Genomic DNA, 1,286 nt, shown 5'->3' on the forward strand with positions numbered 1-1,286 from the left:
TTGAATAATTCAGCAACTTTTTGCGCAATAATTTCGTTACGAGCAGCTTGTAAGAATTCTGCATTCTCGTAAGCTTGTTTACGATATTCTGCTGGATTTTCGAACATAATTGAAACTTCTTCAATGTATTGATCTAAATCCTCTTGACTTACTACAATACCGTGCTCTTGGATGTAACGAGTTTGTACTAACTCAATACGTAAGTTATCTCTTTCTTCGTTAGCTAGAACTTCAGCAGTATCTTTGAATTTATCCATCTCTTCTCTAGTTAATTTAGCAACTTCTTGAGGAGATAGTTTTTTACCTTTAGGTTGAGTGTTAACAATGAATGACTCAAATCTACGGTATACATAGAACTCTACTAAGTTCTCTGGTAACTCTAGATCAGCGTATAACTCTGTTAGTTTTTCATTTAATTTATTTAAGAAGAATCTTACAGTGTTGATTTTGATTTCTCTGTCTAAGTTCTTTTTGATTTCAGCTTTTAAATCATCAAGAGTTGGATTTGCTTTAGAAGAAATAAACTCATTGATAAATGCTTCATCAACTTCACCTAAGTGACGTAATTTTACTTCTTTGACTTTTACTTTAACATTGTAGTCTTTGTCTTCAGTAAAGCGTAAGCTTGTTTCAAACTCATCACCTGCTTTACGACCAACAAATTCACCACTGAATTCTGAAGGGAATTGGTATGAACCAACAACTAAAGATCTTTCACCTGTAAATGGTGCAAACTCTAAACCATTTTCATCAGTTGCTACTACATCAAATACCACTAAGTCATCTACTTCAGCTTCTTTTTCAACTGTTTCATAAGTAGATCTTTGTGTACGTAAAGCAAGAATCATTTCCTCAACAGCTTTTTCTTCATCAACTACTGGGAATTCTACTTCAGTTTCTTTTAAATCTTTAATTAAAACTGTAGGAGCAACTTCAAATTTTAAAGTGTACTTTAACGCAGAACCATCTTCAGCCCAGTTAGCAGCGCGAGATAAAACGATTAAATTGATCTCTTTAGTTTGGAAGCTATAGTCAGCTAAACTATTTTGCTCAAAGAACTCAACTGCTTTGTTAGTTGCTTCACGACTTAAGTAAGGTTCAGCTACATTTAAAGGAACTTTACCAGGACGGAAACCTTGTAATTTGAATGATGGGGAAGAAGCTAATTTTTTTAGATTTTTTAAGTATTGAGCTTGGAAATCTGAACTGCTTACAGAAAATTCCACTTCTCTGATTAAACCATCTTTAGATAAAACTGTGAAACTCATTTTGTTTTCTCTTTATTT

General features: G+C 33.0%; 1 protein-coding gene. It reads right to left on the minus strand.

What is annotated here, in order from left to right:
• On the minus strand, nt 1–1,268 hold a 1,268-nt coding region (tig, locus tag CKF54_RS07695), incomplete at its 3' end, for a trigger factor (RefSeq protein WP_262407833.1).
• Nucleotides 1,269–1,286 lie beyond the last annotated feature (18 nt).

This window comes from Psittacicella hinzii (assembly GCF_003585885.1).
GTDB lineage: Bacteria > Pseudomonadota > Gammaproteobacteria > Enterobacterales > Psittacicellaceae > Psittacicella.